General features: G+C 42.1%; 27 protein-coding genes and 1 pseudogene. All 28 read left to right on the top strand.

Annotated elements, in window-relative coordinates; genetic code table 11:
* Window positions 1–153 precede the first annotated feature (153 nt).
* The 28 genes and pseudogenes from I592_RS10160 (at window position 154) to I592_RS10025 (ending at window position 23,190) form a co-directional block, all read left to right on the top strand.
* Window positions 154–1,197, top strand: a complete 1,044-nt coding sequence (locus I592_RS10160) for an LTA glycolipid anchor biosynthesis glycosyltransferase, IagA/BgsA family (protein WP_010780297.1) — start codon at window positions 154–156, stop codon at window positions 1,195–1,197.
* Window positions 1,198–1,212: 15 nt separating this feature from the next.
* Window positions 1,213–2,451, top strand: a complete 1,239-nt coding sequence (locus I592_RS10155; RefSeq protein ID WP_010780298.1) for a glycosyltransferase family 4 protein — start codon at window positions 1,213–1,215, stop codon at window positions 2,449–2,451.
* A 19-nt stretch (window positions 2,452–2,470) separates the two neighbouring features.
* Entirely contained in the window at window positions 2,471–3,382 is a 912-nt protein-coding gene (locus tag I592_RS10150; RefSeq protein ID WP_071875834.1) for an NAD(P)-dependent oxidoreductase, read from the top strand.
* A gap of 104 nt (window positions 3,383–3,486) precedes the next feature.
* Entirely contained in the window at window positions 3,487–3,717 is a 231-nt protein-coding gene (locus tag I592_RS10145; protein ID WP_010740403.1) for a YkuJ family protein, read from the top strand.
* 157 nt (window positions 3,718–3,874) lie between these two features.
* Window positions 3,875–5,038, top strand: coding sequence for an SAM-dependent methyltransferase (locus I592_RS10140; RefSeq protein ID WP_010780300.1), 1,164 nt, complete (start codon window positions 3,875–3,877; stop codon window positions 5,036–5,038).
* Between the two features lie 381 nt (window positions 5,039–5,419).
* Window positions 5,420–5,860: a fatty acid biosynthesis transcriptional regulator FabT gene (gene fabT / locus I592_RS10135; RefSeq protein ID WP_010780301.1), complete on the top strand. Its 441-nt coding sequence runs from the start codon at window positions 5,420–5,422 to the stop codon at window positions 5,858–5,860.
* Entirely contained in the window at window positions 5,857–6,819 is a 963-nt protein-coding gene (locus tag I592_RS10130; protein ID WP_010780302.1) for a beta-ketoacyl-ACP synthase III, read from the top strand. Before fabT ends, I592_RS10130 begins: the two co-directional genes overlap by 4 nt.
* A 52-nt stretch (window positions 6,820–6,871) precedes the next feature.
* On the top strand, window positions 6,872–7,099 hold the full coding sequence (locus I592_RS10125) for an acyl carrier protein (protein WP_010740399.1): 228 nt from the start codon (window positions 6,872–6,874) through the stop codon (window positions 7,097–7,099).
* Window positions 7,100–7,163: 64 nt separating this feature from the next.
* Window positions 7,164–8,090, top strand: a complete 927-nt coding sequence (gene fabD, locus I592_RS10120) for an ACP S-malonyltransferase (RefSeq protein WP_010780303.1) — start codon at window positions 7,164–7,166, stop codon at window positions 8,088–8,090.
* 93 nt (window positions 8,091–8,183) lie between these two features.
* Window positions 8,184–8,915: a 3-oxoacyl-[acyl-carrier-protein] reductase gene (gene fabG, locus I592_RS10115; protein ID WP_010780304.1), complete on the top strand. Its 732-nt coding sequence runs from the start codon at window positions 8,184–8,186 to the stop codon at window positions 8,913–8,915.
* A gap of 17 nt (window positions 8,916–8,932) precedes the next feature.
* Window positions 8,933–10,159: a beta-ketoacyl-ACP synthase II gene (gene fabF, locus I592_RS10110; RefSeq protein ID WP_010780305.1), complete on the top strand. Its 1,227-nt coding sequence runs from the start codon at window positions 8,933–8,935 to the stop codon at window positions 10,157–10,159.
* 2 nt (window positions 10,160–10,161) lie between these two features.
* Window positions 10,162–10,635, top strand: a complete 474-nt coding sequence (accB, locus tag I592_RS10105; protein WP_010780306.1) for an acetyl-CoA carboxylase biotin carboxyl carrier protein — start codon at window positions 10,162–10,164, stop codon at window positions 10,633–10,635.
* Between the two features lie 42 nt (window positions 10,636–10,677).
* Complete coding sequence (gene fabZ / locus I592_RS10100; protein ID WP_010780307.1) at window positions 10,678–11,100, top strand: 3-hydroxyacyl-ACP dehydratase FabZ; 423 nt, start codon at window positions 10,678–10,680, stop codon at window positions 11,098–11,100.
* Between the two features lie 6 nt (window positions 11,101–11,106).
* Entirely contained in the window at window positions 11,107–12,471 is a 1,365-nt protein-coding gene (locus I592_RS10095) for an acetyl-CoA carboxylase biotin carboxylase subunit (RefSeq protein ID WP_010780308.1), read from the top strand.
* 11 nt (window positions 12,472–12,482) lie between these two features.
* Window positions 12,483–13,349, top strand: coding sequence for an acetyl-CoA carboxylase, carboxyltransferase subunit beta (gene accD / locus I592_RS10090; protein WP_010780309.1), 867 nt, complete (start codon window positions 12,483–12,485; stop codon window positions 13,347–13,349).
* A complete protein-coding gene (locus I592_RS10085) occupies window positions 13,349–14,134 on the top strand; it encodes an acetyl-CoA carboxylase carboxyl transferase subunit alpha (protein WP_010780310.1) in 786 nt (261 codons plus the stop codon). The genes accD and I592_RS10085 overlap by 1 nt, the downstream gene beginning before the upstream one ends.
* A 250-nt stretch (window positions 14,135–14,384) precedes the next feature.
* Window positions 14,385–15,217: pseudogene (locus tag I592_RS10080) on the top strand (transporter substrate-binding domain-containing protein).
* A 12-nt stretch (window positions 15,218–15,229) separates the two neighbouring features.
* On the top strand, window positions 15,230–15,919 hold the full coding sequence (locus tag I592_RS10075) for an amino acid ABC transporter permease (protein WP_010780313.1): 690 nt from the start codon (window positions 15,230–15,232) through the stop codon (window positions 15,917–15,919).
* A gap of 18 nt (window positions 15,920–15,937) precedes the next feature.
* On the top strand, window positions 15,938–16,672 hold the full coding sequence (locus tag I592_RS10070; protein ID WP_010780314.1) for an amino acid ABC transporter ATP-binding protein: 735 nt from the start codon (window positions 15,938–15,940) through the stop codon (window positions 16,670–16,672).
* Between the two features lie 143 nt (window positions 16,673–16,815).
* A complete protein-coding gene (locus I592_RS10065; RefSeq protein ID WP_010780315.1) occupies window positions 16,816–17,340 on the top strand; it encodes a YqeG family HAD IIIA-type phosphatase in 525 nt (174 codons plus the stop codon).
* Window positions 17,341–18,450 (top strand): ribosome biogenesis GTPase YqeH, encoded by a 1,110-nt coding sequence (yqeH, locus tag I592_RS10060; RefSeq protein ID WP_010780316.1) that lies wholly within the window; start codon window positions 17,341–17,343, stop codon window positions 18,448–18,450.
* 30 nt (window positions 18,451–18,480) lie between these two features.
* Complete coding sequence (yhbY, locus tag I592_RS10055) at window positions 18,481–18,792, top strand: ribosome assembly RNA-binding protein YhbY (protein WP_010780317.1); 312 nt, start codon at window positions 18,481–18,483, stop codon at window positions 18,790–18,792.
* Window positions 18,793–18,864: 72 nt separating this feature from the next.
* Window positions 18,865–19,461, top strand: coding sequence for a nicotinate-nucleotide adenylyltransferase (locus tag I592_RS10050; RefSeq protein ID WP_044926531.1), 597 nt, complete (start codon window positions 18,865–18,867; stop codon window positions 19,459–19,461).
* Window positions 19,451–20,047, top strand: coding sequence for a bis(5'-nucleosyl)-tetraphosphatase (symmetrical) YqeK (gene yqeK / locus I592_RS10045; protein ID WP_010780319.1), 597 nt, complete (start codon window positions 19,451–19,453; stop codon window positions 20,045–20,047). Before I592_RS10050 ends, yqeK begins: the two co-directional genes overlap by 11 nt.
* A 39-nt stretch (window positions 20,048–20,086) precedes the next feature.
* Window positions 20,087–20,443, top strand: coding sequence for a ribosome silencing factor (rsfS, locus tag I592_RS10040; RefSeq protein WP_279625399.1), 357 nt, complete (start codon window positions 20,087–20,089; stop codon window positions 20,441–20,443).
* The gene (locus tag I592_RS10035; protein ID WP_010780321.1) at window positions 20,443–21,171 is read left to right on the top strand and encodes a class I SAM-dependent DNA methyltransferase; all 729 of its coding nucleotides are present in this window, start codon (window positions 20,443–20,445) and stop codon (window positions 21,169–21,171) included. Before rsfS ends, I592_RS10035 begins: the two co-directional genes overlap by 1 nt.
* Before the next feature lie 87 nt (window positions 21,172–21,258).
* Window positions 21,259–22,398 carry a nucleotidyltransferase gene (locus I592_RS10030; protein ID WP_010780322.1) on the top strand — a complete coding sequence of 380 codons (1,140 nt, stop codon included), beginning with the start codon at window positions 21,259–21,261 and terminating at the stop codon, window positions 22,396–22,398.
* Window positions 22,399–22,470: 72 nt separating this feature from the next.
* The gene (locus I592_RS10025) at window positions 22,471–23,190 is read left to right on the top strand and encodes a YebC/PmpR family DNA-binding transcriptional regulator (RefSeq protein WP_010780323.1); all 720 of its coding nucleotides are present in this window, start codon (window positions 22,471–22,473) and stop codon (window positions 23,188–23,190) included.
* The last annotated feature ends 5 nt before the right edge of the window (window positions 23,191–23,195 follow it).

The following is a 23,195-nucleotide window of genomic DNA, read 5'->3' as shown; positions in this document are numbered from 1 at the left end:
TCCACTTGGACGGCGGTTTTTTTATGCGTAACAGCTAAAAATAATTCATACTTTCTGTGTGGACTTTCTGCATATTCCTTAAAATCAGACCATAGGTTGAGAAAAAGGTCAGACGCTTATGATATAATTGATTTGTTTTTGAGGAGGCGGGTTATGAAAGTATTACTTTATTTTGAAGGACAAAATGTTATTGGAAAATCCGGAATCGGCAGAGCCTTAAGTCATCAAAGAAGAGCACTGGATGCGGTGGGGATCGAGTACACATTAGATCCAAATTCGACCGATTATGATTTATTACATGTAAATACATATGGACCTAAAAGTCTCTATTTAGTTAAAAAAGCGAAAAAAATGGGCAAGAAAGTGATTTATCATGCGCATTCTACGGAAGAGGATTTCCGAAATTCGTTTATCGGCTCAAATCAGTTGGCACCTTTCGTAAAAAAATGGTTAGTGGCTTTGTATGAGCAGTCCGATCACCTGATTACACCGACACCTTATTCAAAAAAGCTGTTGCAACAATATGGTTTGACCCAGCCGATCGCTGCCATTTCAAATGGAATCGATCTAAAACGGTATTATCCAGATGAATACAAAGAAGCGGCTTTTCGCCGACATTTTCATTTATCGGAAACACAAAAAGTAGTGATTTGTGTGGGATTGTTTTTCGAGCGTAAGGGAATCATTGATTTTGTGGAGATTGCTAAAAAAATGCCCGAATACACATTTATCTGGTTTGGCAGTGTTCCGATGCTTTCTATACCAAGAGAAATTCGCAAAATCGTCAAAAAAGATCATCCTGAAAATGTTCTTTTTCCTGGTTATATCAATGGCGATCTGATTGAGGGAGCTTACTCAGGGGCGGATTTATTTTTCTTTCCTTCCTATGAAGAAACAGAAGGGATCGTTGTTTTAGAGGCGTTAGCCAGTCAACAGCAGATCTTATTAAGGGATATCCCTGTCTATGAAGGCTGGATGGAGAATCGCGTAAACTGTTATATGGGAACTACGAATCAGGAATTTGAAGGATTGATCCGACAATTGGTCAATCATCAATTGCCAAATCTTGCACTGACAGGATTTAAAACTGCGCAGGAAAAAAGTATTACGCAGATCGGGAAAGAACTAAAAGCGGTGTATCAAAAAGTTTTAGGTGTTCCCTATGATCATCAAGTCTATGGAAGAATCGCAAAGTAGTTTGGAGGAATTGACGTGCGAATTGGTTTTTTTACAGACACCTATTTTCCCCAAGTAAGCGGGGTTGCAACATCTATTAGAACGTTGAAAGATCAGCTTGAGGAACAGGGCCATGAAGTATTCATATTTACGACAACTGATCCTGACGCCGATGAGTTTGAAAAAGATATCGTCCGAATGCCGAGTGTGCCCTTTGTATCCTTTACGGATCGACGGATCGTTGTACGGGGCATTTGGTTTGCGTATCAAATTGCGAAAGAATTGAACTTGGATATCATCCACACCCATACAGAATTTGGTGCGGGCTTCTTAGGCAAATTGGTGGCGAACCGGTTGCGAATCCCAGTGGTTCATACGTACCACACGATGTATGAGGACTATCTTCATTATATTGCCAATGGAAAAGTGGTTCGACCGACACATGTGAAGCACTTTATAAAAATGTTTGTTAATCATTCTACAGGAGTCGTTTGCCCAAGTAAGCGGGTGGTGGATACTCTGCAGCGTTATGAGGTGGAGATCCCTATGCGGATTATTCCGACGGGGATCGACGTGAAGCATTTTGTTCGGCCGGATATTACCAAAGAGCAAACGGATCAATTGCGGCAGAACTTAGGAATTCAAGAGAACGAGCTGATGATTTTATCTCTCAGCCGTATTTCCTATGAAAAAAATATCCATGTCATCGTGCAGCAATTTACTGAGATTCTTATGAGTTTTCCGAAGGCGCGTCTTGTTATTGTTGGTAAGGGCCCTTATCGTGAAGATCTAGAAGAATTGGCGAGTGAACTCGGTATTGAGGAGTATGTTCAGTTTACCGGAGAAGTTCCTCATGAGGAAGTAGCGTATTATTACCATGCAGCGGATTACTTTGTCAGCGCGTCAACCTCAGAAACACAAGGTCTGACCTACGCTGAGGCGATTGCTTCCGGTACGCAATGTATCGTGGAAGGAAACGATTATTTAGAGCAATTATTGGATCATGAATCTTTAGGGATCACGTTTGAACGAGACAACGATTTTAGTGATTGCTTTGTTCGTTACGCGCAGCAACAGATCCCGGTAGATCCTGAAGTACAAAAAAATAAACTGATCGAGATCTCTGCCGAACGCTTTGGAAGTGAGATTCTTAAGTTCTATCAGGAAATGATTCTTTATTATGAACAAAATCATGTGGAAGTAAGGTCTCCCGCGCATACAGTTCAAAAAATGCGTGTCCGGATCAACTCCCTCAGAAATAGCGAAGATAAATAAAGCTGAAATCCATCTCTTCATGTATACTGGAGATGGATTATTTTTTATTTTGGAGGTAAAGCAGATGAAAATAGGATTTATCGGTACTGGCGTGATGGGAAAATCGATTGTAAAGCATTTTTTAGCAGCAGGATACGAGGTCGCTGTATACAATCGTACAAAAAGTAAAACGGATGAATTAGTTGCACACGGTGCAATTTGGCAAGATACGCCAGCAGAGGTGACGAATGCCAGCGAGATTATTTTTTCTATGGTAGGCTATCCTAGCGATGTTGAAGAAATCTATTATGGAGCGAAGGGTATTTTTTCAACAGAGGTGGCTGAAAAGATCTTGATTGATTTGACGACGTCGACACCGACCTTGGCAGAAAAAATTTATCAAACAGCTAAAGAAAAAGACGCGTCTTCATTAGATGCTCCTGTTTCGGGCGGTGACTTAGGTGCCCAAAACGGAACGTTGACAATCATGGTCGGCGGCGACCGCGGGGTGTATGACCGGGTGATACCGTTATTTGAAATAATGGGAAAAAGTTATTCTCTTCAAGGTGAAGCTGGTGCGGGACAACATACCAAAATGGCGAACCAAATCATGATTGCCGGAACAATGACCGGCATGACAGAAATGCTTGTCTATGCGAAAGCAGCCAATTTAGACGTTTCGAAAGTGTTAGAAACCTTAGGCGGCGGTGCTGCTCAAAACTGGTCCATGTCGAATTACGCACCACGTATTTTGAAATCGGACTATTCGCCAGGCTTCTTTGTAAAGCACTTTATCAAAGACTTGAAAATCGCCTTAGACGAGGCTGAGAAAATGGACCTTGATTTACCAGCAACTAAATTAGCCATAGAGCTATATGAACGCTTGGCAGACCAAGGATTCGAAAATGATGGGACGCAAGCGTTGATTAAATTGTGGTGGTCTGAATCTTAAGTTAGATTTAGTAAAAAAATCATAAATTTATTGATGAAAATCAATGCAAGATACGGTTGGATTTGATACAATAAGACAGAATTGAGAAGAAGGGGGGCATCTAGATGAAACATTCACAATTAGTTGCCATTATTAAACGCTTGGAAGCAATGACTGAATCAACGGATAATGAAGTACAATTGCGTCGTTTTGAAAAAGAAGGCGTAGAAAAATGTACTGTAACTTATGATAATACAACAGAAACATTTGAGCTGACTGAAAGCGACAGCAAACAATCTTATCAATTTGATAACATCGACATTGTTGCGATGGAAATTTATGATTTGATTCAATAAAACGGGGAAACCCGTTTTTTTTTGCGCTTTTTTTAGGAGCTGCACCGAACATTCAATGACAATTTTATGAGAAAATCCTATTTTTTGTCCAAACTCAGATCATATCTTTTGAACTAATGAACGTTTAGGAAGAATATATTGTGAGGGAGGCATGATTATGTTAGACAAAGAAGTATACAATCAATTATTTAAACCATCTTTTTCTAAAAAAACAGAAGTTACTTTTTGGGATGGTTCAGTGAAGGAATACGGAAATCCCGAAGAGGATACCGTCTTCAAGATTCTTTTCAACGAAAAAATTCCGGTGAAGGAATTAATGAACAATGCATCTCTCGCGTTAGGCGAAGCATACATGGAAAAGAAAATCGAAATTGAAGGCGATCTTCAGGCCTTGATCTACGATGTTTACAATCAATCAAATGGCTTTTTCCATAACACTAATTTCAAAAAGTGGATGCCAAAGGAAAAGCATACAAAAAAACAATCAGCACATGATATCCATAGCCATTATGATTTAGGAAATGAATTTTATGAATTGTGGTTAGATCGCACCTTGACCTATTCGTGCGCTTTTTTTGAAACGCCGGAAGATTCTTTGGAGCAAGCACAAATCAATAAAGTGCATCATATTTTAGATAAATTATTTATTCAGCCGGGTGAAACGTTGTTAGATATTGGTTGCGGCTGGGGAACGTTGATCTTAACCGCGGCTAAAGAGTACAAAGTGAAGGCTAAGGGGATCACGCTTAGTGAAGAACAGTACCAACACATTCAAGAAATCATTAAAGAGGAACATTTGGAAGAGAGCGTTTCTGTTGAATTGATGGACTATCGTGACTTGAAAGGGACCTTTGATCATATCACGAGTGTAGGAATGTTCGAGCACGTGGGTGCGGAAAATCTGCAAGAGTATTTTAAAGTCGTTGAAGGTCACCTAGCACCGAATGGGACAGCATTGATTCATGGAATCAGCCGTCAACAAGGCGGAGCAAAAAATGCGTGGATCAATCAATACATCTTCCCAGGCGGATATATTCCAGGCGTTACTGAATTGGTAGGACACATTACTGAAAATGACCTGCAGCTAATTGACCTTGAAAGCTTGCGTCGGGATTATCAATTAACATTAGAGCACTGGACTAAAAACTTCCATGAAGTAGCAGATAAAGTGATCGAGCAAAAAGATGAAGCTTTTTATCGAATGTGGGATCTTTATTTGCAAGCCTGTGCAGCGTCATTTCAAGCGAGCAATATTGATGTCATTCAATATTTGCTGGTTCATCCAAATAATAATGCAATTCCTATGCATAGAAATGTTTAATAAGCGGGCTTCCCGCTTATTTTTTTATTTCGACCAACAAAAGCATTTTACGAGTGGATGAAGTCTGTAAATTTCGAAGAAGGGGACAATCGGCAAGCGTCGTGTCATTATTTTCGAGCAAAAGAAAATTTTTGAGCAGCCACAGTTAAATGATCGGGCTGATAACAGCGCTTCTTGGAAAAGGGAAATTGATTAAGGACCTCTTTTTTTGAAAATATGATTTGATTATCAAAGTATTTCTGTTATTATTCAAGAATCGAAGCCCCCTAGTGATAATCATTAATTTTTGATTAACTGAAAAAATGTAGTTGCATTCAGAAAAAAAATAAGATATAGTTTGAACATCAAATGATTTGATAATCAAACTAATTAGGTGAGGACATGGAAAAAAACTGGGAAGAATTAAATACCTATTTAGTTTCTATTTTCAACGACGTTTTGTCGATTGAAGAAAACGAACTAAAAAAATCAAAATTCAGCGATTTGACGATTACAGAGATGCACACCATCGATGCGATCGGGATGTACAAAAAAAAGACGACGACGGAAGTTGCTAGAGAACTGTTAGTTACCGTTGGAACATTGACGACATCCATCAATCGTTTAGTGAAAAAGGGCTATGTAGAACGGATTCGGAGCGAGGATGATCGTCGAGTCGTTAAACTGGGTTTGACGAAAACGGGACGCTTAGTCTTTCGAGTTCATCAACACTTTCACTTGGAGATGGTGAAAAGTGCCATCAAAGACTTGAATACAGAAGAGCAAGAAGTTTTTCGAAAAGCTCTAGCGAATCTATATAGTTATTTAGAGGAGATCAAATGAGTATGAGCTTCGGAAAGATCATTGCAACAGCACGCTACTTACCTGAAAGAGTCGTTACCAATGATGACTTAGCTGAATGGATGGAAACGTCTGATGAATGGATTCAATCGAGAACGGGAATCAAACAACGGCATATAGCGGAAGTAGAAAATACTTCTGATATGTGCGCGCAGGTTGCGAAGAAACTGATCAGCAAGGCAACGATCGATCCAATGAGTTTGGATTTCATTATTGTTGCGACGATGTCTCCTGACTATACTTCGCCCTCGGTCGCTTGTCAGGTTCAAGGACAGATCGGGGCAAAGCAGGCGATGGCGTTTGATGTAACTGCTGCCTGTGCAGGTTTTGTGTACGCGGTAGCAACTGCCGAAAATTTTATTCGCGGCGGGATGAAGCGGGGAATCGTAATTGGCGGAGAAAAGATTTCTAAGCTGTTAGATTGGCAAGATCGTTCATCCGCTGTTCTTTTCGGAGATGGCGCTGCCGGTATTTTACTTGAGGCAAATGAAGAACCTTCTATTATAAAGCAGATGCTGCGGTCAGATGGTGAACGTGCAAGTTCTTTGACTTCAGGCTTCCGTAAAAACAGTAATATTTTCCATGAAGAACCAGAAACGAATACGGCCTTGGCAATGGACGGCCGCGGTATCTGGAATTTCGCACTAAACGACGTCACCAAAAGTTTGAAAGAATTTATCGGTGACGAGTCAGTTGATTATTATTTGCTGCATCAAGCAAACAAACGAATCATTGAGAAAATCGCTCGTAAAATGAACGAGCCGATTGAAAAGTTCCCTATGAATTTAATGAATTATGGGAATACTTCAGCGGCGAGCATCCCAATTTTATTGGATGAACTCGTTGAAGCAAATGTTTTATCTTTAAACAGCAATCAAAAAGTGGTATTGACAGGCTACGGCGGCGGATTATCGTGGGGCAACCTGCTTATCCAGCTATAAGCTTGTTAAAAATATAAAAATCAAAACTTAAAATTATCGGAGGAAACAACTTATGACATTCGAAAAAATTCAAGACATCATCGTAGAAGAGCTAGGAGTAGAAAAAGAAGCAGTTAAAATGGAAACAAACATCCAAGAAGATCTTGAAGCGGACAGCTTGGACCTATTCCAAATTATCAATGAAATCGAAGACGAATTTGATGTGAAGATCGAAACAGAAGATGGCATCACAACTGTTAAAGATTTAGTTGAATACGTTGAAAAACAACAAAACGCTTAATAAATAAAATTCTGGGAAAAGGCTAGGCGTGAGGCCTGGCCTTTCCTGTTATTAGGAGACGATCATGAAAACAGCATTCTTGTTCAGCGGGCAGGGCGCTCAATATGTCGGAATGGGCAAAGAGTTGTACCAGCAAGAAAAAGTCGTAAAAGAAACATTTGAAGAAGCCAGTGATTTACTTGGTTTTTCGATGGAGGAGCTATGCTTCGAAGATAACGACCAGATCAATGAAACAAAATTTACTCAGCCAGCTATACTGACTGTCAGTACAGCTTTTTTACGAGTGTTGACTGAGAAAGGGTTTCAAGCAGATGTAGTCGCAGGATTGAGTTTAGGTGAATATACAGCGTTGGTCGCCTCGGGTGCTTTGACATTTGAAGATGCGGTACAACTGGTTCACAAACGCGGACAATTCATGAGTGAGGCTGCGCCAACAGGCAGCGGGAAAATGGTAGCAGTAATGAATACTGCGTCAGAAGTAATTGAAGAGTGCTGTAGAGAAGCTTCTTCTATCGGAATTGTTTCACCAGCAAACTATAATACTCCGCAACAAATCGTAATTGGCGGTGAAGTCGCCGCAGTTGAAAAAGCGGAAGAATTATTGCAAGCGGCTGGAACAAAACGCATGATCCCACTAAACGTTAGCGGCCCGTTTCACACAGCCTTGTTAGAGCCAGCGAGTAAACGACTAAACGAGGTATTGCAAACGATCGTCTTCGGGGAAATGCACCTGCCAGTGATCTCGAATACCACTGCAAAAATAATGACGCAAGAAGACATTGTCTCTTTGTTGACGAGCCAAGTGATGTCTCCTGTCCGTTTTAGCGACAGCGTTGTAACGATGAAGGAGCTAGGTATCTCACGAGCGGTCGAGATTGGACCAGGAAAAACATTGTCTGGATTCATTAAAAAAATCGATCGTTCATTGGCGACTAGTCGGGTAGAAGATGAGAAAACCTTACAGGCTACGAGCGACTTCTTAGGACAATAGCGTCACTTCATTCTTTGGCGAAGGCAATAGAAGCGACAGAAATTTAAACATCCAGATACGAATAAATTTCTAACTACGACATGGGAGGTTCGAATGGAACTTACGAATAAAACAGTGTTTATCACCGGCAGCAGCCGGGGGATCGGCTGGGGAATTGCGAAAGCATTTGCTCAAGCAGGTGCAAATATCGTATTGAATGGACGAAAAGAGATTCCTGCGGAAAAAATCGCGGAGATCGAAGCGTTCAACGTGAAATGTATCAGCATTTGCGGAGATATCAGTTCCTTTGAGGATGCTGGTCACATGATCAAGGAATGCGAAGACACGCTAGGTACGATCGATATTTTGATCAATAATGCGGGCATCACAAAGGACCAATTGCTTTTACGTATGAAGCCGGAGGATTTTGATGACGTTATGGATATTAATCTGAAGGGGACCTTCAACATGACGCAGCAAGTATTGAAAAAAATGATGAAGAAACGTGCAGGCGCGATCATCAATCTTTCAAGTGTCGTTGGCTTGATCGGGAATGTTGGACAATGCAATTACGCGGCGAGTAAAGCAGGTGTTCTCGGCTTCACGAAAGCTGTAGCCAGAGAAGTCGCGCCTCGCGGCATTACCTGTAATGCTATTGCTCCTGGATTTATCAAAACAGATATGACAAATGAATTGAACGATAAAGTAAAAGAACAAATGGAAGGACAAATTCCGCTAAAAAGCTTCGGAACGGTAGAAGATGTTGCCAATGCAGCCCTATTTCTAGCTCAAAGCGAATACATCACGGGACAGGTATTGAACGTTGATGGCGGAATGGTCATGTAAAGAAAGGACGGATGAAAATGAATCGTGTCGTAATTACAGGCTTTGGTGTTGCTTCACCAATCGGAAACGATGAAGAAACATTTTTAACTAATCTAAAAGAAGGAAATCATGGGTTTGGCCCAATCACCCGTTTTGATGCAAGTGAAACAGGGATTACAGTCGCCGCAGAAGTAAAAGAGTTTCCTTTAGAAAAATATTTTGTCAAAAAAGATACAAAGAGAATGGAAACTTATTCCTTATATGCTATTTATTCTGCGCTGGAAGCATTGAAGATGAGCGGTATCAACACGGATGAAGAGGATATGGAGCGCTTTGGCGTAATGATCGGATCAGGTGTTGGCGGTCTCGGATCAATCCAGGATCAAGTACTCAAAATGGATGCTAAAGGTCCCGGACGTGTATCGCCAATGTTCGTACCGTTAGCGATTGTAAATATGGCAGCCGGAAATGTTGCTTTACGGATCGGGGCAAAAGGTATTTGTACCAGTACTGTGACAGCCTGCGCAAGCGGCACGCATTCGATCGGGGAAGCCTTCCGAAATATCAAGCACGGATATTCTGATGTGATCATTGCTGGTGGTGCGGAATCTTGTATCAATAAAATTGGTATTTCTGGGTTTGCTTCATTAACTGCCTTGAGTACCTCTGAAGATCCAGCACGAGCATCGATCCCATTCGATAAAGACCGCAATGGATTTGTTATGGGTGAGGGAGCCGGTGTCCTAGTTTTAGAATCCTTGGAGCACGCTCAAAATCGCGGTGCTGAAATTCTTGGAGAAGTCGTTGGATACGGCGCAACCTGTGACGCGTACCATATGACTGCACCTTCTCCAGATGGCGAAGGCGCGGCAAGAGCAATCAAAGAAGCAATCAAAGAAGCAGGAATTACTCCTGATGAAGTCAACTATGTAAATGCGCATGGCACTAGTACACAAGCAAATGACAAAGCGGAAAGCAAGGCGATCGAATCGGCATTGACTGAGAATGCATTTGTCAGCAGTACGAAGTCATTGACCGGGCACTTGCTTGGCGGAGCCGGCGGTGTAGAAGCTGTCGCGTCATTAATGGCTATTCAGCACCAATTTATTCCGCCAACCGCGAATATCCACGAAGTAGATCCAGAAATCAAAGCAAATGTTGTTGTGAATGAAGCAAAAGAGACAGCAGTCAATTACGCTGTAAGTAATTCTCTCGGTTTCGGCGGTCACAATGCTGTGATTTGCTTGAAGCGCTGGGAGGATTAAGAATGGAAATCAAAGAAGTCAAAGAACTAATGAGTCAATTCAACGATTCGAGCCTCACTGAATTCGATTTACGTGAAGGCAGTTTTGAATTGTATATGAATAAAAATCAAACAAGTCGCCAAGTTTCAGCGCCTGTACAAAAAGAAGAGCAGCCAGCAGAGACCATCGCTGCCCCTTCTAACCAGACAATTACTGAGCCTACAGCATCAGAAAGTGGCGCAACTGCTGAAAGCAAAAGCGGCGGACAAGTTATCACTTCCCCCATTGTAGGGATCGTTTACTTGCAGCCTTCGCCAGAACAAGAAGCATTTAAATCTGTTGGAGAAGCGGTAAGTCAAGGGGATACTGTCTGTATCATTGAAGCGATGAAGCTGTTGAATGAGATCACCAGTGAATTCGATGGGACGATCACCGAGATCTTGGTGGAAAATGAAGACGTTGTTGAATATGGACAGCCTTTGTTCCGCATCGGATAAAAAAGGTAAAACGACAAGTATGAAGAAACGAGGAGGAACGACATGTTAACAGTTGAAGAAATCAAAGAGATTATTCCGCATCGTTACCCGATGCTATTGATCGATCGTGTAGAGGAATTAGAAGCAGGGAAAAGCATCAAAGCGAAGAAAAACGTTTCTGTGAACGAACCCTTTTTCCAAGGACACTTTCCTCATGAACCTGTGATGCCCGGTGTTCTAATCGTGGAAGCGATGGCTCAAGCAGGTGCAGTTGCTTTATTGTCAATGGATGAATTTAAAGGGAAAACGGCTTATTTTGGCGGAATTGATAAAGCAAAATTCCGTAAGAAAGTGGTCCCAGGAGATACCTTAGTTTTAGAAGTAGAATTAACAAAAGTACGTTCGTCAGCAGGCTGCGGAAAAGGCATCGCATATGTCGATGGCAAAAAAGTAGCCGAGGCAGAGCTAACGTTTATGATTGGATAGAGGCCTATGTTTTCAAAAATTTTAATCGCTAATCGAGGCGAAATCGCTGTACGGATCATTCGTGCCTGTCGTGAATTAGGAATCCAGACAGTCGCTGTATACTCCGAGGCGGATAAAGAAGCGTTACACACAGAAATGGCCGATGAAGCGATTTGTATCGGACCTGCTCGTTCAAGTGAATCCTACTTAAATATGCAAGGCATCCTAAGTGCTGCGATCGTGACAAATGCAGAGGCGATCCATCCGGGTTTCGGCTTTTTATCTGAAAATAGTTTGTTTGCGACAATGTGTGAAGAATGCAACATCAAATTTATTGGTCCTAGTGAAAAAACAATTGATGCGATGGGAAACAAGATCCACGCACGTCAATTGATGCAAAAAGCAGGTGTTCCTGTTATTCCAGGCAGCGACGGCTCGATCGATAGTTTGGAAGAAGCCGAAAAACTAGCTGAAGAAATTGGCTACCCGGTGATGCTGAAGGCAGCGGCTGGCGGCGGCGGAAAAGGGATTCGTAAAGTTCCGACAAAGAGTGAATTAGAAAAGCACTTTTTATCAGCCAAGTCAGAAGCAAAAGCGGCTTTTGGTGATGATTCGATGTACATGGAAAAAATCATTTATCCAGCGCGTCATATTGAAGTACAGATTTTAGGGGATCAGCAAGGCAATGTCATTCATTTAGGAGAACGAGACTGTTCTTTGCAGCGAAACAATCAAAAGGTTTTGGAAGAGGCGCCTTCAGTCGTTATCGGTGAGGAAAATCGGAAGATGCTGGGAGATATCGCTGTCAAAGCCGGAAAAGCGGTTAACTATGAAAGTGCAGGGACGATTGAATTTCTTCGAGACGAAGAGGGTCATTTCTACTTTATGGAGATGAACACGCGGATTCAAGTTGAGCATCCGATCACTGAAATGGTAACGGGCATTGATATTGTAAAAAAACAAATAAAAATTGCAGCAGGGGAACCGTTAGGACTAGAACAATCGGATGTTACCTTCCATGGACATTCAATCGAATGCCGAATCAACGCGGAAAATCCGGCGTTTAACTTTGCTCCTTCGCCCGGTAAAATCAAAACGCTGTTATTGCCTAGTGGTGGTTTAGGGTTGAGAGTAGATAGCGCGATGTATAGCGGTGTGTCCATTCCGCCATACTACGATTCCATGATCGCGAAAATCATCGTGCACGGTGACGATCGCTTTGATGCCTTGATGAAGATGCAACGCGCATTAGGAGAATTCGTGTCAGATGGCGTTATCACGAATGTGGAGTTCCAAATGGATCTGATCAGCCATCCAAGTGTACTTTTTGGCGATTATGATACCAGCTTTTTACAAAAAACATTTTTACCTGAGTGGCAACAAAGCGAGTAGGAGGAATTTAAGTGGGACTTTTTAATAAGAAAAAAAACTACATTCGGATCAATCCTAACCGCGACACTATGCCAGCAACGAAACCTGCTGTACCAGACGATATGTGGGCGAAATGTCCAAATTGTAAACGTACATTGTATAAAAAAGAAATCGGTGCTGAAAAAGTTTGTCCTCATTGCGGTTACAGCTTTCGCATAAGCGCTTGGGAACGATTAGCATTGACGATCGATGAAAAGAGCTTTGTTGATTGGGACAATCAATTGGAACAAAAAAATCCGATTGATTTTCCTGATTATTTGACCAAAATCGACAATATGAAAGAAAAGACCGGCCTTGATGAAGCGGTCTTAACTGGAAAAGCGACGATCAATGGTCAAGAAGTGGCGATCGGTGTCATGGATGCAAATTTCATCATGGGCAGTATGGGAACAGTGGTTGGCGAAAAAATCACTCGCCTTTTTGAAAAGGCGGTTGTTGAAAAATTGCCCGTCGTTCTTTTTACTGCTTCGGGAGGCGCTCGAATGCAAGAGGGGATCTTCTCACTGATGCAAATGGCAAAAATCTCGGCGGCAGTGAAGCGTCACAGTAATGCCGGATTGCTCTACATTACGGTATTGACAGATCCGACGACTGGCGGTGTTACTGCCAGCTTTGCGATGGAAGGCGACATTATTTTAGCTGAACCGCAAACGTTGGTAGGATTCGCTGGCCGACGAGTAATCGAACAGACGATTCGTCAACAATTGCCTGAGGATTTTCAAAAAGCAGAATTTCTTTTGCAACATGGATTTATAGATCAAATCATTCCGAGAATGATGCTGAAAGATCGTTTGTCGGAATTCGTCGCATTTCATCAAGAGAAAGGCTGGTGTGACTAATGGGTCTTACTGCTGGAGAGATTGTTAAACTGGCGAGGCACCAAGATCGGTTGACCAGTCTGGATTATTTTGAGAAAATTTTTACCGACTTTCAAGAACTGCACGGCGATCGTCTCTTTGGTGATGATCCTGCCATCATTGGAGGAATTGCCAAACTTGCAGGAAAGCCGGTAACCGTCATTGGTATTCAAAAGGGAAATGATTTGAAAGAAAATATGGCGCGTAATTTTGGTCAACCCAATCCTGAGGGCTATCGCAAGGCACTGCGGTTAATGAAGCAAGCGGAGAAATTCAAACGTCCCGTGATTTGTTTCGTAAATACACCGGGGGCATTCTGCGGCGTGGAAGCTGAAGAACGTGGAGAAGGCGAGGCCATCGCCCGAAACCTGATGGAAATGTCCGATTTAAAGGTTCCGATCATTTCGATCGTCACTGGAGAAGGTGGCAGCGGCGGCGCATTAGCGTTGGCGTTAGCGGATGAGGTTTGGATGATGGAATATAGTATCTACGCGATTCTTTCGCCAGAGGGCTTTGCTTCGATTCTTTGGAAAGACGGCAAGCGCGCAGATGAAGCGGCGGAACTAATGAAGATAACTGCCGCTGAATTATTGGATCTGGCTGTCATTGACCGCGTGATTCCTGAAACGTTGAAAGGAAACAAACTCAGCGAAGAAAAAATCATCCGTATGATGAAGAAGTCATTGATTGAAAAAATCACAGAGCTTTCGAGCTATACGACAGAAGAATTAATTGAAAAACGATACCAGCGTTTCCGTAAATTTTAAGGTGTGCGCAGAAATAAAAAGTCAGAAGTTTGATCCCCGTGATCAGATTTTCTGGCTTTTTATTGTTCAAAGTCAGTGACAGAGAAGTGCCTGCTAGAAATATTTATTCATGATATCGTGAATATATACATAAAAAAAGACCTTATTTAAAGATAATTTAATATTTATACAATAAAATGCTTGTTTTATGAAAATTTCATGCTATAATAAATTCATTGAAAAAACCATTCAAAAAATAGGAGGAATTAGGATGAAAAAGATTACCGGCTTAGTAATGGCATTATCAGCACTATTTATTTTTGCAGCAGAGGTGGCAATAACACTTCAGACTCGTCTAATGCGAAATCAGAGGATCAGTTAGCAGCAATCAAAAAAGCAGGCGTGCTAAAAGTTGCGACGTCAGCAGACTACGCGCCTTTTGAATTCCATACAATGGTAGATGGAAAAGATAAGATCGTCGGTGCAGATATCGATTTGGTCAATGAAGTAGCTAAAGAATTAGGCGTTAAAGCGGAAGTTTCAGATATGAGCTTTAATACAGTTTTAGCATCCTTGAAAGAAGGCAAATCAGACATCGCGATTTCCGCGATTTCTGCGACAGAAGAACGGAAAAAACAATTCGACTTCACAGATAACTATTACAATCCACCGCAAGTTGTGATCATCAATAAAAAGAATCAAGATAAATTGACAAGCTTAGATGCATTGAAAGACAAAAATGTCGGTGCACAAAAAGGGTCGATTCAAGAAGATGTTGTAAAAACACAAATCAAAGACGCAAAATTGGTCTCAATCGAAAAAGTTCCAAACATGGTTATTGAAGTAAACAGCGGATCATTGGATGCGATGGTCGTTGAAAAAACGATTGCTGAATCGTATGTACAGCAAAATCCTGATTTAATGATTGCGAATATTGATTTGAAGGCCAATGAAGATGAAGCCTTCGCGATCGCTTTGCCAAAAGGCAGTGACGAATTGCAAACCGAAATCAATAAGATCATTAAAAAATTAAATGATGAAGGCAAAATTGATGAGTATGTGAAACAAAATCATGAATTAGCCGAAAAATCAGCAGAAGAATAGAGGAAACATGTTTTGGACTTTTCTTTCTTGAGTAAATATTTATCGTACTTTGTTTCAGGAGCGAGCATCACGGTCATTATCTCACTGGCGACTGTCTGTCTGGGTACACTGATCGGACTGGCAATGGCTTTGCTGAAGCTTTCTAAACACAAACCATTGAATTGGTTTGCGAACATTTACATTGAAGTGCTTCGCGGCACACCTATGTTGTTGCAGATTACGATCGGATTTTTGATTTTACAAGGCTTTTTCCCATCGAATGATTTAAATGTTGGGGTCTTGTCTGTCAGCATCAATCGTTTGTTCCCGGGTATGATCGTACTTTCCTTGAACTCTGGGGCTTACGTTGCAGAGATTATCCGTGGGGGAATCACAGCAGTGAACTTTGGGCAAACAGAAGCTGCTCATTCACTAGGGTTACGCCCTGCGCAAACCATGCGGTATGTGATTTTACCGCAAGCCTTGAGAAACATTTTGCCGCCTTTAGGTAACGAATTTATCACGTTGATCAAGGATTCTTCTTTGCTTGCCACGATCGGGATCAACGAATTGATGGGTTCTGCGCAAATCGTGGTATCAAATTCTTATATTCCTTTAGAACCGCTGATCGTCGCAGCCGCTTTGTATTTCGTGATGACCTTCATCACGTCTCGACTGCTTAATCTGTGGGAAAGAAAACTTGGAAAAGGTTACCAACGATAAGGAGCAGAGGTGAAAATAATGGCAGAAGCATTGATTCAAATTGAACATTTAAATAAGAAATTTGGCGATAACGAGGTATTGAAAGACATTTCCGCAGAGATTACGCCCGGAGAAGTCGTTGTCATCATTGGACCATCTGGTTCAGGGAAAAGTACGTTTTTACGTTGCGTCAATTTATTAGAAGTTCCTACATCGGGTACGATTCGGTTTGAAGGAACGGATATTACAGATAAGAAAAATGATATTTTCAAAACACGTGAAAAAATGGGAATGGTGTTCCAGCAATTTAACCTTTTTCCCAATATGACGGTCTTGGACAATATCACCTTGTCACCGATCAAGGTAAAGGGCTTGGCAAAAGCGGAAGCGGAAAAAATCGCAGAGGAATTGCTTGAAAAGGTCGGTTTGTCTGAAAAGGCGGATGCATATCCTCATTCTTTATCAGGGGGGCAGCAGCAGCGGATCGCTATCGCAAGAGCTTTGGCGATGCAACCGGACGTGATGCTGTTTGATGAACCAACATCAGCACTTGATCCTGAAATGGTCGGGGATGTTTTAGAAGTGATGCAGCAATTGGCAAAAGAAGGCATGACCATGATGATCGTGACACACGAGATGGGGTTTGCCAAAGAAGTTGGCGACCGCGTGATCTTTATGGACGGCGGAGTGATCGTTGAAGAAGGCACCCCAGAAGAAGTGTTTGACCATACTCAAAATTCTCGCACCATCGACTTTTTATCAAAAGTATTATAAAATTCTTGAGACTAGGCGGAGAAAGCCTAGTCTTTTTTTAAACCTTTGTACCCAAATGTAGAGTTTTCAACGTATTTGCGTTATAATCAGGTTTTGTAGATGTATAAAACAAAGATATGCAAAATAAGGATATAGGAGTTGCCATGTTAGACAAATACAAACCTACGTGGATGGTCGAAGCCATTTATCAAATAACCCCAGAACAATTAAAGGCACATGGATTCAAAGCCGTACTGACAGATCTAGATAACACGTTGATCGCTTGGAACAACCCTAATGGAACGAAAGAGTTGATTGATTGGTTAAAGATGATGGACGAGGCGGGCATCCCTGTCGTTGTTGTTTCAAATAACAAGGCTAGTCGTGTAGCAAAAGCTCTTGAAAGCTTTAAATTGGACTTTGTCTCTCGAGCAATGAAGCCTTTTTCGTTAGGAATTATCAATGCGCAGAAACAATTAGGCGTTTCAAAAGAGGAGATCGTCATGATCGGTGATCAAGTGATGACCGATATTCGCGGAGCAAGTGCAGCGGGTATTCGGAGTATTCTTGTGCGTCCGATCCTCGATACGGATGGCTGGAATACCCGGATCAATCGCTTTTTTGAACGTCGTGTGATGCACATTTTATTACGCAAAGATCCTGAGATGAAATGGAAGAGTGAACTATAAATGGAAGAAGAATTATTTTGTATCGGCTGCGGCGCGAAGATCCAGACAGAACACCCAAATGAATTGGGCTATACACCGCAATCGTCTTTAGAAAAAGGATTGGAAAACGGCGAAGTATACTGCCAACGTTGTTTCCGCCTTCGTCATTACAATGAGATCCAAGATGTTTCGTTAACAGACGATGATTTCTTGCGCTTGCTGAATGAACTTGGCAAAGCAGATGCTTTGATTGTTAATGTAGTGGATATTTTTGATTTCAATGGTTCATTGATACCTGGTCTACATCGATTTGTTGGAGACAATCCTGTCTTATTAGTAGGGAACAAGGTCGATTTGCTGCCTAAATCATTGAAGCGCGGAAAATTAACCCAATGGATGCGTGAACGTGCACATGAAGAAGGACTACGCCCTGTCGATATCTTATTGACCAGTGCACGGAAACCAAATGAAATGACGGAACTGCTAGAGAAAATCGAAGAATACCGCGACGGACGCGATGTGTATGTTGTTGGTGTCACCAATGTTGGAAAGTCTACATTGATCAACCAAATCATCAAGCAAACGGCGGGTGTTCAAGACTTGATCACCACCTCGCAATTTCCAGGTACAACATTGGATAAGATCGAGATTCCATTGGATGATGGTCAATTTATGTTTGATACACCAGGGATCATCCACCGCCATCAAATGGCCCATTATCTTGGAAAGAAAGACTTGAAGATCATTGCACCCCACAAAGAAATCAAGCCAAAGGTCTATCAGTTGAATGCTGGTCAGACACTGTTTTTAGGCGGTTTGGCTCGTTTTGATTTCATTCAGGGGGATCGTGCGTCTTTCATTACGTATGTTTCCAATGACATTGAACCGCATCGGACAAAGCTAGAGAAGGCGGATGCTTTTTATGAGAAGCATGTAGGCGGCTTGCTGCAACCACCACGTCCTGATGAAGTAGAGGATTTCCCAGCGCTTGTTCGTTTTGAGTTCTCGATCAAAGAAAAAACAGACATTGTTTTTGCTGGGCTAGGCTGGGTCACTGTATCAAAACCAGCAGTAGTTGCCGGCTGGGCGCCAAAAGGGGTCGATGTGCTGACCCGAAAAGCGCTGATTTAAAAAATTATTATCCAATTAAGGGGAGTATCAATGGAATTAAGAGGAAAACAAAAACGGTTTTTACGTAGTCAGGCCCATCACCTACAACCGATTTTCCAAATCGGTAAAAACGGGATCAATGAGGCTGTGATCGTTCAAATCAATGAAGCTTTGGAAAAAAGAGAATTGATCAAAATCAATTTATTGCAAAATACCGATGAGATCGCAGAAGATGTGGCACATGTATTGGAAGAAAAAATCCATTGTGACATCGTTCAGATCATTGGTCGTGTATTGGTTTTATACAAAGCGTCAAGCAAAGAAAAATATCAAAAAATATCAAAAGAGGTTAAAAGTATTTAAGCTTCTTTTTCAGAAAACAAGGGGGAATAACGGGTGTACCAAGATGTCTTAACAATTCCAAAAGTTGAACCAATGACGGATACTACTATGCCGAAAAAGCAGGTAGGACTGTTGGGTGGGAATTTTAATCCGATTCATCACGCGCACTTAATGATCGCGGAGCAGGTCGGGCAAAAGTTGGGATTCGATGAAGTGCATCTGCTACCAAGTTACCTGCCTCCACACGTGGATGAAAAGAAAACGATCGATAGCAAACATCGGTTGGCCATGGTCCAACGTGCGATCGAAGACAATGCTTTTTTGTCGGTTGATACAAGGGAATTGGCACGAAAGGGTAAAAGCTATACGATCGATACAATGCTGGAATTGACAACAGAAAATCCTGACACAGAGTATTATTTTATTATCGGTGGCGATGAGGTAGCATATTTACCAAAATGGCATCGAATCGAGGAATTGGTGCGGCTCGTGAACTTTGTTGGCGTGAAGCGTGCAGGGTTTGCGTTAGAAAGTCCCTATCCGATTATTTGGGTGGACGTTCCTGAGATTCAGTTGTCATCGTCGTATATCCGAAAACAAGTAAAACAGGGATGTTCGATTCGTTATCTTGTGCCTGACCGGGTTCGGGAATATATATCGGAAGAAGGATTGTATCTGGATGAAATATAGTAGAACCTATACAGCCATGGAACGGGAAGCATTGATGCAGGCCGTTCAGATGCGAATGAGTGAGCGTCGTTTCCAACATGTATTAGGTGTGGAGGAGACAGCGATTGCTTTAGCAGAGCGTTTCGGAGCTTCACTTGAAAAAGCGAGCATTGCTGCGTTGACCCATGACTATGCAAAAGAACGCTCGGATGAAGAATTTGAATTGGCAATTGATCAAGGAGACTATGAAGAGAAGGCGGAGCTGTTAAAATACGGCAATGCGATCTGGCATGGGCTTGTTGGAGCGGATTTTGTTCGTCAGGAGTTAAAGATCTCCGATGACGAAATTCTTACTGCGATTCGTCTTCATACGACGGGAGCGGCAGAAATGTCTTTGCTTGATAAAATCATCTATGTGGCAGATTATATTGAACCGGGCAGAAATTTTCCCGGGGTCGAAGATGCACGCGTGATCGCATTTAGCGACTTGGATCAAGCTGTTGCATTTGAGACAAAGCACACGTTGGCTCATCTAATTGAGTCAGAAACACCAGTTTATCCCAAAACGATTGAAACCTACAATCGCTGGGTCGCTGGTATACACTAAGTAATTAATGGTTTCGTTTGAATTATAAGGAGGAGAATTATCATAGATAGTAAGAATATGTTAGAAATCGCCGTGAAGGCAGCCGATGCAAAACGTGCGGTTGATATCGTGGCATTGAATGTTTCTCAAGTTTCATTGTTGGCGGATTATTTCTTGATTTGTTCCGCAAATTCTGATCGTCAAATCAATGCGATCGTCGATGAAGTTGTAGACAAGGAAGAAGAAGCGCACGTTGAAGTGAAGCGTGTAGAAGGAAAAGATGGCGGAAAATGGGTCTTGATCGACTTAGGCGATGTGATCGTCCATGTGTTTAGTACGTCAGAGCGTGAATTTTATAATTTAGAAAAATTATGGTCGGATGCACCACTTGAAAACATCGAGGCGTGGTTGGATTAATGGCGTATGAAACCTTTGCTTTTGTTTATGATGAGGTAATGGATGATTCTTTGTATCAGCAATGGTTGGATTTTTCATTGCGCCATTTCCCCGTCGCGACGAATCAAATTTTGGAGCTGGCGTGCGGAACAGGTGCGTTAGCTGTGGAATTTGCTCAAAAGGGTTTTGATGTGACTGGGTTAGACCTATCAGAGGAAATGCTGACCTTGGCTAGTGACCGTGGGCTTCAAGCGGGTGTCTCAGTTAATTGGATTGCTGGAGACATGCTGGATCTAACGGATATTGGCGAATATCAAGCAGTCACTTGTTTTTCTGATTCGCTGTGCTATATGCCAGATGCCGTGCAGGTCAAGCAGGTATTTGAAGGGGTCTATCAGTTATTGAAAGAATCAGGAACATTTATTTTTGATGTTCATTCTACCCATCAAGTGGATGACGTATTTCCTGAGTATAGCTTTCATGATCAGACAGAGGAATTTGCTTTTCTTTGGGATAGCTATCCGGGGGATTCGAGCCACAGTATTGAGCACTTTTTGACATTCTTTGTAAAAAGAGACGGTGAACTTTTTGAGCGTTTCGATGAATTGCACAAGGAGCGGACGTATCCGCTGGAAACGTACAAAAAAATGTTGACTGAAGTTGGGTTTAAAACAGAAGTCTTTGCAGATTTTACAGATGAAGAACCAAACGAAACAAGCAAACGCTGGTTTTTTGTATGTCAGAAATAACCGAGAGAGATCTCGGTTTTTTTTGACAATTCATTTGATAAAAGGCTGGATCAAAATACGGCTATAGTAAATGAAAGGGGGATGGAAATGCGAAGTTGTGGAATCGTGGTAGAATACAATCCATTTCATAATGGGCATCGGTATCATGCGGAAAAGGCACGTGAATTGAGCGGAGCAGATGTCGTTGTCGCGGTGATGAGCGGCAATTTTTTGCAGCGGGGCGAACCGGCGATCATGGACAAATGGGCGCGGGCCCAAGCAGCATTGGAAAACGGGGTTGATCTGGTGGTTGAATTGCCGTTTTCTTGGGCGGTTCAGTCTGCGGATTATTTCGCAAAAGGAAGCATCAAGTTATTGCATGCTTTGAAGTGTGATGCGTTATGTTTCGGTACAGACAGCGAGTCTGATTTTGATTATGCGGATTATGGCCGGTTCTTTATTGAGGAGAAAGCAAGCATCGATCGATTGTTTCATGAATTGCCGATTGGCTGGAGCTATCCGGAAAAAATGGCGGAAGTCGTTTCGCAGCTGTATCCGAAGGCCAAGAATTTTCCACCTAATCATATCCTCGGATTAAGTTACGCGAAGGAAAATGCGCAATACCCGCAGCCGATGGCGATTTTCCCGTTGGCAAGAAAAGATCAAGGCTACCACGAGGAGGCGTTGGTCGAAAATACCTTCGCTAGTGCTACGGGCATTCGACAGGCGGTTTTGGCGGATGAAGACGTCTCTTCTTTTGTCCCCGCGGCCACTTTAGAAGAATTAAACAAAACACGCATTTCCTGGTCCGATTTTTGGCCGTACTTAGAGTATCAATTGCGGGCCGATTCTTTAGACAGCCTTCGTGGGATCTATCAGATGCGTGAAGGGCTGGAGCATCGTTTAGTTGAGCAAAAAGTAGAAGATTTTTCGGAATATTTGCAGACCATCAGCACGAAGCGTTACACGCAACCGCGTCTGCAACGCCTATTGACCTACGTTCTGCTGCAAGTTAAAGAAGAAGAAATGCGAGCCGAGCAGGAACGATCCATGCTGCATATCTTGGGCTTTACTGAAAAAGGGCAGGCGTATTTGAATAAAAGAAAAAAAGAATTTTCCTTACCAGTAGCGGCCAAGATCGGACAGAAAGAGAAAGGTCAGCATTTTTTGACGTATCGAGCGGATCAAGTGTATCAACTGATTCACCCAATGGAACAGACGATCGGGCGATTTCCGATTCGCCTCTAAAAAAAACTTTTCAAAGTGCAGGTGAGTCGTTATAATGAGAAAGTATGAAATTAACGAAAGAGAAGTGAAAACATGGGACGTAAATGGGCGAATATCGTAGCAAAGAAAACTGCGAAGGATGCAAACAACAGTAAAATTTACGCTAAATTTGGAATCGAGATCTACGCGGCAGCAAAATCAGGTGAGCCTGATCCTCACGCCAATCAAAAATTGCGTTTCGTTATTGAACGGGCGAAAACGTACAATGTACCAAAACATATTATTGATCGAGCTATCGAAAAAGCGAAAGGTTCTGGCGATGAAACATTCCAGGAACTCCGTTATGAAGGCTTTGGTCCAAATGGATCAATGGTTATCGTAGATGCGTTGACGAACAACGTGAATCGGACAGCTTCAGATGTACGTGCTGCTTTTGGTAAAAATGGCGGAAACATGGGTGTGTCTGGTGCGGTCGCGTATATGTTCGACAACACGGCTTTGTTTGGCTTTGCCGGCGAAGATGCAGATGAAGTGTTGGAATACTTGATGGACAAAGAAATCGATGTTCGCGATGTTGTAGATGAAGAAGGACAAATCATCGTTTACGGCGAACCTGAAGACTTCAATGCGATTCAAGAAGCCTTGAAGGAAAAAGGCATTTCAGAATTCTCTGTTGCGGAAATGCAAATGATCCCGCAAAGTGAAGTCACCTTGACGGGAGAAGACCTAGAGAAATTTGAAAAAATGATCGATGTGTTGGATGAATTGGAAGATGTTCAACAAATTTATCATAACGTTGAATTAGAAGACTAAGAAAT

This window comes from Enterococcus gilvus ATCC BAA-350 (assembly GCF_000407545.1).
GTDB classification, from domain to species: Bacteria; Bacillota; Bacilli; order Lactobacillales; family Enterococcaceae; genus Enterococcus_A; species Enterococcus_A gilvus.
The sequence above is the reverse complement of the archived record's forward strand: the minus strand, read 5'-3'. Positions and strand labels throughout refer to the sequence as shown.

Bases quoted from the DNA above. Each gene is read 5' to 3' on its own strand.
- fabD (WP_010780303.1), top strand. From the start codon at position 7,164: ATGAAAACAGCATTCTTGTTCAGCGGGCAGGGCGCTCAATATGTCGGA.
- I592_RS10085 (WP_010780310.1), top strand. From the start codon at position 13,349: ATGGGTCTTACTGCTGGAGAGATTGTTAAACTGGCGAGGCACCAAGAT.
- I592_RS10070 (WP_010780314.1), top strand. From the start codon at position 15,938: ATGGCAGAAGCATTGATTCAAATTGAACATTTAAATAAGAAATTTGGC.
- fabZ (WP_010780307.1), top strand. From the start codon at position 10,678: ATGTTAACAGTTGAAGAAATCAAAGAGATTATTCCGCATCGTTACCCG.
- I592_RS10150 (WP_071875834.1), top strand. From the start codon at position 2,471: ATGTATACTGGAGATGGATTATTTTTTATTTTGGAGGTAAAGCAGATG.
- yqeK (WP_010780319.1), top strand. From the start codon at position 19,451: ATGAAATATAGTAGAACCTATACAGCCATGGAACGGGAAGCATTGATG.
- I592_RS10140 (WP_010780300.1), top strand. From the start codon at position 3,875: ATGTTAGACAAAGAAGTATACAATCAATTATTTAAACCATCTTTTTCT.
- I592_RS10030 (WP_010780322.1), top strand. From the start codon at position 21,259: ATGCGAAGTTGTGGAATCGTGGTAGAATACAATCCATTTCATAATGGG.
- yqeH (WP_010780316.1), top strand. From the start codon at position 17,341: ATGGAAGAAGAATTATTTTGTATCGGCTGCGGCGCGAAGATCCAGACA.
- I592_RS10160 (WP_010780297.1), top strand. From the start codon at position 154: ATGAAAGTATTACTTTATTTTGAAGGACAAAATGTTATTGGAAAATCC.
- accB (WP_010780306.1), top strand. From the start codon at position 10,162: ATGGAAATCAAAGAAGTCAAAGAACTAATGAGTCAATTCAACGATTCG.
- fabG (WP_010780304.1), top strand. From the start codon at position 8,184: ATGGAACTTACGAATAAAACAGTGTTTATCACCGGCAGCAGCCGGGGG.
- I592_RS10125 (WP_010740399.1), top strand. From the start codon at position 6,872: ATGACATTCGAAAAAATTCAAGACATCATCGTAGAAGAGCTAGGAGTA.
- I592_RS10065 (WP_010780315.1), top strand. From the start codon at position 16,816: ATGTTAGACAAATACAAACCTACGTGGATGGTCGAAGCCATTTATCAA.
- I592_RS10025 (WP_010780323.1), top strand. From the start codon at position 22,471: ATGGGACGTAAATGGGCGAATATCGTAGCAAAGAAAACTGCGAAGGAT.
- I592_RS10130 (WP_010780302.1), top strand. From the start codon at position 5,857: ATGAGTATGAGCTTCGGAAAGATCATTGCAACAGCACGCTACTTACCT.
- fabT (WP_010780301.1), top strand. From the start codon at position 5,420: ATGGAAAAAAACTGGGAAGAATTAAATACCTATTTAGTTTCTATTTTC.
- I592_RS10145 (WP_010740403.1), top strand. From the start codon at position 3,487: ATGAAACATTCACAATTAGTTGCCATTATTAAACGCTTGGAAGCAATG.
- I592_RS10095 (WP_010780308.1), top strand. From the start codon at position 11,107: ATGTTTTCAAAAATTTTAATCGCTAATCGAGGCGAAATCGCTGTACGG.
- I592_RS10050 (WP_044926531.1), top strand. From the start codon at position 18,865: ATGACGGATACTACTATGCCGAAAAAGCAGGTAGGACTGTTGGGTGGG.
- yhbY (WP_010780317.1), top strand. From the start codon at position 18,481: ATGGAATTAAGAGGAAAACAAAAACGGTTTTTACGTAGTCAGGCCCAT.
- I592_RS10035 (WP_010780321.1), top strand. From the start codon at position 20,443: ATGGCGTATGAAACCTTTGCTTTTGTTTATGATGAGGTAATGGATGAT.
- fabF (WP_010780305.1), top strand. From the start codon at position 8,933: ATGAATCGTGTCGTAATTACAGGCTTTGGTGTTGCTTCACCAATCGGA.